Origin of the sequence: Luteolibacter arcticus, assembly GCF_025950235.1 — a bacterium.
GTDB lineage: Bacteria > Verrucomicrobiota > Verrucomicrobiia > Verrucomicrobiales > Akkermansiaceae > Haloferula > Haloferula arctica.
In genome coordinates this window covers 1-5,949 of the sequence record NZ_JAPDDT010000036.1, presented here as the reverse complement: position 1 = coordinate 5,949, position 5,949 = coordinate 1, and the positions used below count along the sequence as shown (strand labels likewise).

Here is a 5,949-nt window from a genome sequence, read left to right as displayed (position 1 = left end):
TGCAGCGAGTCCGGCTGAAAACCGGGACGACGTGCACTTTGAATCCCATCGCCGGAATCCCCAGCCGTCCGCGGCACCAGGCCGGCCCACCGGCACCGCAGCACAGCGCCTGCACCGCAGCATCAGGCTGGCACCCAGCACAACCGGCGCCCAGACGCATGCACCCACCTTGCCGGAGGCAGCATCCCATTCGGGCACAAAAAAAGAGCCCGGCACCTTCTTTCGAAGATGCCGGGCAAATACCTGGCGGCGACCTACTCTCACAGGACCTGTCGTCCCAATACCATCGGCGCTGCGGCGTTTCACTTCCGGGTTCGGAATGGGACCGGGTGGTTCCACCACGCTCTGGCCACCAGAGGGCAACCCTGTTTCGCTTGCGGCAAACTTGCCGCGCTCGCTTCAGGGCTGGGTCTCTAATGGTCGAAGCGGTTTCCAGTCATTGGCCAGTCGTCATTGGCCGGCAGGTTCTACAGGCTGTTGCCTGTCGATCGCCGGCCATTGGCTGGTGGCCAATGTCCAACCGCTCTCTGACATCCGCATGGAGCTTTCAAATTCACTTCAATCAACCTCAATTCGTCCACTTTGAACCTCGCGCGGTCACTTGGGAAGCAAGCGATTCCGAACGAAATCAAGCCAGACGGATGATTAGTACCAGTAAGCTGCACATATTGCTACGCTTCCACTTCTGGCCTATCAACGTGGTAGTCTTCCACGATCCTTCAGGGAAAACTCATCTTGGGAGGAGCTTGGCGCTTAGATGCTTTCAGCGCTTATCTCTTCCGCACTTAGCTACCCGGCCATGCTCTTGACAGAACAACCGGTGCACCAGAGGTGCGTCAATTCCGGTCCTCTCGTACTAGGAATTGAACCCCTCAGTTTTCCTGCGCCCACAGAGGATAGAGGACCGAACTGTCTCGCGACGTTCTGAACCCAGCTCGCGTGCCGCTTTAACCGGCGAACAGCCGGACCCTTGGGACCTTCTCCAGCCCCAGGATGCGACGAGCCGACATCGAGGTGCCAAACTTCGCCGTCGATATGAACTCTTGGGCGAAATCAGCCTGTTATCCCTAAGGTACCTTTTATCCGTTGAGCGACGGCAATTCCACATTCTACCGCCGGATCACTTAGGCCGACTTTCGTCTCTGCTCGACTTGTAGGTCTCACAGTTAGGCGGGCTTATGCCTATGCACTCGACACATGGTTGCAGACCATGCTGAGCCCACCTTCGCGCTCCTCCGTTACTCTTTGGGAGGATACCGCCCCAGTAAAACTGACCGGCTGACACTGTTTCCCGCCCGGTTTCACGGGTCGGGGTTAGATCTTCCAACACCCAAGGGTGGTATCTCACTGTTGACTCCACGACCCCCTAAAGGGCCATATCAACGTCTCCCACTTATGCTGAGCATGAGAATCGAAAAACCAATGACAGCTTACAGTTAAGGTCTATAGGGTCTTTCCGTCCTTCTGCGGGTAGGCGGCATCTTCACCGCCATTACAATTTCACTGAGCACCTAGTTGAGACAGCGCCCAACTCGTTACACGATTCGTGCAGGTCGGAACTTACCCGACAAGGAATTTCGCTACCTTAGGACCGTTATAGTTACGGCCGACATTCACGGGGACTTGGGCTCAAAGCTTCGCCTTGCAGCTAACCTCTTACCTTAATCTTTCCGCATTGGTCACGTGTCACACCCTATACTTGGACTTGCGTCTTGGCAGAGTGCTGTGTTTTTGCTAAACAGTCGGTTGGGCCATTTCACTGCGGCCCCATTTGCATGGGGCACCCCTTCTTCCGAAGTTACGGGGCTAATTTGCCGAGTTCCTTAACTAGGGTTCACTCTTGCGCCTTGGTATACTCTACCCACCCACCTGTGTCGGTTTACGGTACGGGTTCCTTAGCATGCACAGGGGCTTTTCTTGGCACAACTTCCAGCCATACGGATCGGCCGTAGCCTCACCTCGGAATTCAATCACCTAGTGGCTTTCCATCATGCGTCCTCCCTGCTTAAGTTTCGGAAGTGCAGTAATATTAAACTGCTGTCCATCGCCTACGCGTATCCGCCTCGGCTTAGGTCCCGACTAACCCCGGGACGAAAAACGTAGCCCGGGAAACCTGGGGTTTACGGCGGACCGGGATTTCACCGGTCTTATCGTTACTCATGTCTGCATCCTCTCTTCCCAACTCTCCAGTTTCAGTCGCCATCCACCTTCAGCGTGTTGGGAATGCTCCTCTACCGCGCCTACTGATACAGTAGACACCCAGAGCTTCGGTATAACGCTTATCGCCAATCATTTTCGGCGCAAGATCTCTCGATGAGTAAGCTATTACGCACTTTTTAAATGGTGGCTGCTTCTAAGCCAACATCCTCACTGTCTGTGAAATCTCACATCCTTTCCACTTAGCGTTATTTTGGCACCTTAGCTGCTGATCAGGGTTGTTTCCCTTTTGACGATGAAGCTTATCCCCCACCGTCTCACTGCCGCGCTCCACTCACCGGTATTCGGAGTTTGATAGGGTTTGGTAGACGGGTATGCCCCCTAGCCCTTTCAGTGCTCTACCCCCGGTAATAAGCACGCGACGCTGCACCTCAATGCATTTCGAGGAGAACCAGCTATCACGGGGTTTGAATAGCCTTTCACTCCTACCCTCAAGTCATCCGAGAATTTTTCAACATTCACCGGTTCGGTCCTTCACGTCGTATTACCGACGCTTCAACCTGCTCAAGGGTAGATCACCTCCGCTTCGGGTCCAGCACGTGCAACTATGGTCGCCCTATTCGGACTCGCTTTCGCTGCGCCTCCGATCCGGAAGATCTTAGGCTTGCCACACATACTGACTCGCAGACTCATTAAGCAAAAGGCACGCAATCACCCCCGAAGGGGCTCTTACACCTTGTAGGCACAGGGTTTCAGGTTCTATTTCACTCCGCTCGCAGCGGTTCTTTTCACCTTTCCCTCACGGTACTGGTTCACTATCGGTCGCTAACTAGTATTTAGCCTTACGCCGTGGTCGGCGCAGATTCACACAACGTTCCACGTGTGCTGTGCTACTCAGGAACACCCTAGGGCCTCTTCGGATTTCGGTTACGGGGATTTCACCCTCTCTGTCGGAACTTTCCAGGTCCTTCACCTATCGTCCAAGGTCCCACGACGGGGTCCTACAACCCCGGAAGCAAGCTTCCGGTTTGGGCTGATCCGCTTTCGCTCGCCACTACTTACGGAATCGATTCTCTTTCTTTTCCTCCGCTTACTGAGATGTTTCACTTCAGCGGGTCTCGCGTGTCTTTCCCTATTTGATTCAGGAAAGAACGATGGCGTATTAACACCATCAGGTTACCCCATTCGGAAATTCCCGGATCAAAGCTTGTTTGCAGCTCCCCGAGACTTATCGCAGCTTATCACGTCCTTCATCGCCTGTTAGCACCAAGGCATTCACTCTGTGCCCTTTAAAGCTTGATTCCTGTTCGAAATCAGCTCGTTCGTGTGAATCACCTGCCGCTATGCCGTAAAGCAACGGTGGTTTGATCCACGGCCGGGCGAGTCTCACCCGGCAAATCTACTTGTATACCAAGGACCGCGCAAATAATGGCTCATGTGAACAATTGATTTTTTGCAGTCTCTTGAAAAACTTTATTTCTCCATACGGATGTCAAAGAGCGGTCTACTTCGCTCACAAATTCACATATTCTCCAAACCTTCGAAAAGTGGTGGGCCTGATAGGACTCGAACCTATGACCCCCGCCTTATCAAGGCGGTGCTCTAACCAACTGAGCTACAGGCCCAATTAATTTCCAAGACCCGTGTGCTCCCCAAGGTGTTACCCCTGGAAGCTCGAGACGGATCGTTGAAAGGTGGTGGAGGTTAACGGATTCGAACCGTTGACATTCTGCTTGCAAAGCAGACGCTCTACCAACTGAGCTAAACCCCCTCTCGAAGGAGGATTGAAGAAGAAGAGGACGAAAGCTAAATCGTGTGCTGCGGACGTCGGATAACAAATGGTTATAATAATATTTTGGTGCGGCACTCATCGTGTGATCCGCAGCCCATTCATTTACATTGCTGCTCATGAACTGGGGCCTCGACCTGTTGCAGGGACTCTTGCGAGTTTGCAACTACTCCATAGAAAGGAGGTGATCCAGCCGCAGGTTCCCCTACGGCTACCTTGTTACGACTTCATCCCAGTTACCAGCTTCACCTTAGGATCGTACGATACTTCGGGTGCTACCGGCTTCCATGATGTGACGGGCGGTGTGTACAAGACCCGGGAACGTATTCACGCTGCCGTAGCTGATGCAGCATTACTAGCGATTCCGGCTTCATGGAGGCGAGTTGCAGCCTCCAATCCGAACTGGGCCCAGTTTTGTAGATTTCCTCCACCTCGCGGTCTCGGTTCTCATTGTACTGGGCATTGTAGTACGTGTGCAGCCCAAGGCGTAAGGGCCATACTGACCTGACGTCGTCCCCACCTTCCTCCCAGTTGATCTGGGCAGTCTGAACAGAGTCCCCGCCTTTACGCGCTGGCAACAGTTCACAGGGGTTGCGCTCGTTGCGGGACTTAACCCAACATCTCACGACACGAGCTGACGACGGCCATGCAGCACCTGTGGAAGTTCCCCGAAGGGTCACACGCTTTCACGTGCTTAGAAATCCATGTCAAGCCTTGGTAAGGTTCTTCGCGTTGCATCGAATTAAGCCACATACTCCACCGCTTGTGCGGGTCCCCGTCAATTTCTTTGAGTTTTAGCCTTGCGGCCGTACTTCCCAGGCGGTGCGCTTAACGCGTTAGCTCCGGCACAAGGGGGGTCGAATCCCCTCACACCAAGCGCACACCGTTTACTGCTAGGACTACAGGGGTATCTAATCCCTTTTGCTCCCCTAGCCTTCGAGCCTCAGCGTCAGATGTTGTCCAGTAGCTCGCCTTCGCCACGAGTGTTCCTATCGATATCCACGCATTTCACTGCTACACCGATAATTCCAGCTACCTCTCCAACCCTCAAGCATGGCAGTATCGGATGCAGTTCCGGGGTTGAGCCCCGGGATTTCACATCTGACTTACCACGCCGCCTACGCTCCCTTTACGCCCAGTGATTCCGAACAACGCTTGGGACCTTCGTATTACCGCGGCTGCTGGCACGAAGTTAGCCGTCCCTTCCTCTTCTGGTACTATCAACCCTGCCGGCTATTCACCGTCAGGTCTTACTCCCAGATGACAGGAGTTTACAATCCGAAGACCTTCATCCTCCACGCGGCGTTGCACCATCAGGGTTTCCCCCATTGTGAATTATTCTCGACTGCTGCCACCCGTAGGTGTCTGGACCGTGTCTCAGTTCCAGTGTGCCTGATCATCCTCTCAGACCAGGTACCCGTCGTCGCCTTGGTGAGCCGTTACCTCGCCAACTAGCTGATAGGCCGCGAGCCAATCCTGCAGCGGCAGCCTTGCGGCCACCTTTACCCTTGCGGGAACCATGGGGTATTAATCCGCCTTTCGGCGGGCTATTCCCCACTGCAGGGCATGTAACTCACGTGTTACGCACCCGTGCGCCACTGACCAAAGCGGTATTGCTACAACTTTGATCCGTTCGACTTGCATGTCTTAAACACGCCGCCAGCGTTCGTTCTGAGCCAGAATCAAACTCTCCGTAAAAAACGTATGCGACCGGCTCCTTGCGGAACCGTTCGTCAAATTGACCGTCCAAATCCGAACCTTACGATCCGGCTTTGAACACCACGTGCATCTTCTGCACGCAGCACACAATTTAGCCTTTTCCTCTTCACCCGGCGCTGTTGGCCCGAAGTTTGCTAACCCGAACCTTGTGAGGTTCTTGTGAACAACTCCGGCGCTTTCTGCCGGGCCATGTTTTGTGAAAGATCTCGTTTCGAGGGGACTAAAAAGCCGATCGGGTTCGCCTTCTGTGAAGAAGAACCGCGATCGACTCTCGTCTCTCGCGC

The 5,949-nt window shown here is 54.0% G+C and carries 2 tRNA genes and 3 rRNA genes; all 5 read right to left on the bottom strand.

The features are described from left to right. Positions 1 to 241 precede the first annotated feature (241 nt). The 5 genes from rrf to OKA05_RS29210 all read right to left on the bottom strand — a co-directional run bounded on the left by rrf (position 242) and on the right by OKA05_RS29210 (position 5,644). Positions 242 to 357: ribosomal RNA gene (rrf, locus tag OKA05_RS29230) — 5S ribosomal RNA — on the bottom strand. 267 nt (positions 358 to 624) lie between these two features. Beyond that, positions 625 to 3,459: ribosomal RNA gene (locus OKA05_RS29225) — 23S ribosomal RNA — on the bottom strand. 246 nt (positions 3,460 to 3,705) lie between these two features. Continuing rightward, positions 3,706 to 3,782, bottom strand: a tRNA-Ile gene (locus OKA05_RS29220). 70 nt (positions 3,783 to 3,852) lie between these two features. Next, positions 3,853 to 3,928 (bottom strand) — tRNA-Ala (locus tag OKA05_RS29215). Positions 3,929 to 4,123: 195 nt separating this feature from the next. Then, a 16S ribosomal RNA gene (locus OKA05_RS29210) occupies positions 4,124 to 5,644 on the bottom strand. Together the 16S, 23S and 5S rRNA genes with 2 tRNA genes alongside form the textbook arrangement of a ribosomal RNA operon. Positions 5,645 to 5,949 lie beyond the last annotated feature (305 nt).